The following is a 1,221-nucleotide window of genomic DNA, read 5'->3' as shown; positions in this document are numbered from 1 at the left end:
GTAATGCTGTTCACTTAAGCATTTGAGTCCACGCCGGGCTTCCTAGAAAATCCGATGCCAGATCTCTGGCATCGGATTTTTTATGTCTGTTCAACAGGACCTGCTCGACCTCGGCGACCTTTTCAACTTCTCCGACCTGAGCACCTTCACCCAAAACATCCCCGTCGAGTGGGTGGCGTCAGCGCTGGATCTTTCCACGCAGGCCACTATCCGGCGGCGTAGGTTGCCTGCCGATCAAGTGCTCTGGCTGGTGCTCGGCATGGCGTTGTTTCGCGACGAGCCTGTCCATGAAGTAGCGAGGCGCCTGAACATCTGTGCCCAAGGATTGGCGACTGACCACTTGCTGGCGAGAAGCGGCGTCACTGAAGCTCGCAAGCGCCTTGGCGCCGACCCGGTTGAATGGTTGTTCCGTAAAACCGGCACCCAGTGGGCCAGTGAGCGGTATGACAATGACACCTGGCAAGGTCTTCAGGTGTTTGCCGTGGATGGCGCTCTCCTGCGTACCCCGGATACGCCCGAGTTACGGGATCACTTCGGCTCCGGAAATACCTCCACCGACCGCCAGACACCGTTTCCTATGCTGCGCCTTGTGGCGTTAATGAATGTGCGCTCGCACCTGATTCTGGATGCTCAACTAAGCCCTTACCGGCGCAGCGAGATGCGTTTGGCCGACGAGTTTCTGCAGCAGGTTCCCGACCATTCGGTGACGCTGTTCGACAAAGGATTCTGGGGGGCTGATCTGCTGTTGAGCCTGAACAATGCTGGCGTCAACCGTCACTGGCTGATCCCGGCGCGCAATGGGTTGGTCAGCGAGGAAATCGCTCGTTACGGCAAGCACGACCGTCTGTTGCGCATGAAAGTGTCACCGCAGGCGAGAAAGCGAAACCCGAATCTACCCCTCCATTGGGAAGTGCGCGAAGTCAGCTATGAAGTTCAGGGAAAGCTGAAGACGGTCATGACCTCATTGCCTGTCGGGACCTACAGCACCAAGGCCGTCGCCAAGCTTTACCAGGAACGATGGGAGATCGAATTGGGCTTCAGGGATATCAAAAGTTCGATGCAGCAGAACGCAGTGACCCTGCGCAGCAAGAAGATCGACTTGGTTTACCAAGAGGTGTGGGGGCTGCTACTGGCTTACAACGTGATCCGCCGGGAGGCCAGTCAGGCGGCGGTGGCGTTTGGCCGGGCACCGTCGGACATTCGCTTCAAGCCAGCGTGCCA

General features: G+C 57.9%; 1 protein-coding gene. It reads left to right on the top strand.

Annotated features, from left to right (window positions below):
• Nucleotides 1-82: 82 nt before the first annotated feature.
• On the top strand, nucleotides 83-1,221 hold a 1,139-nt coding region (locus tag BK659_RS23445), incomplete at its 3' end, for an IS4 family transposase (RefSeq protein ID WP_123427517.1).

It is taken from the genome of Pseudomonas brassicacearum (assembly GCF_003732225.1).
In the GTDB taxonomy this organism is placed as follows: Bacteria; Pseudomonadota; Gammaproteobacteria; order Pseudomonadales; family Pseudomonadaceae; genus Aquipseudomonas; species Aquipseudomonas brassicacearum_E.
This window is presented reverse-complemented; position numbering and strand designations above follow the sequence as displayed.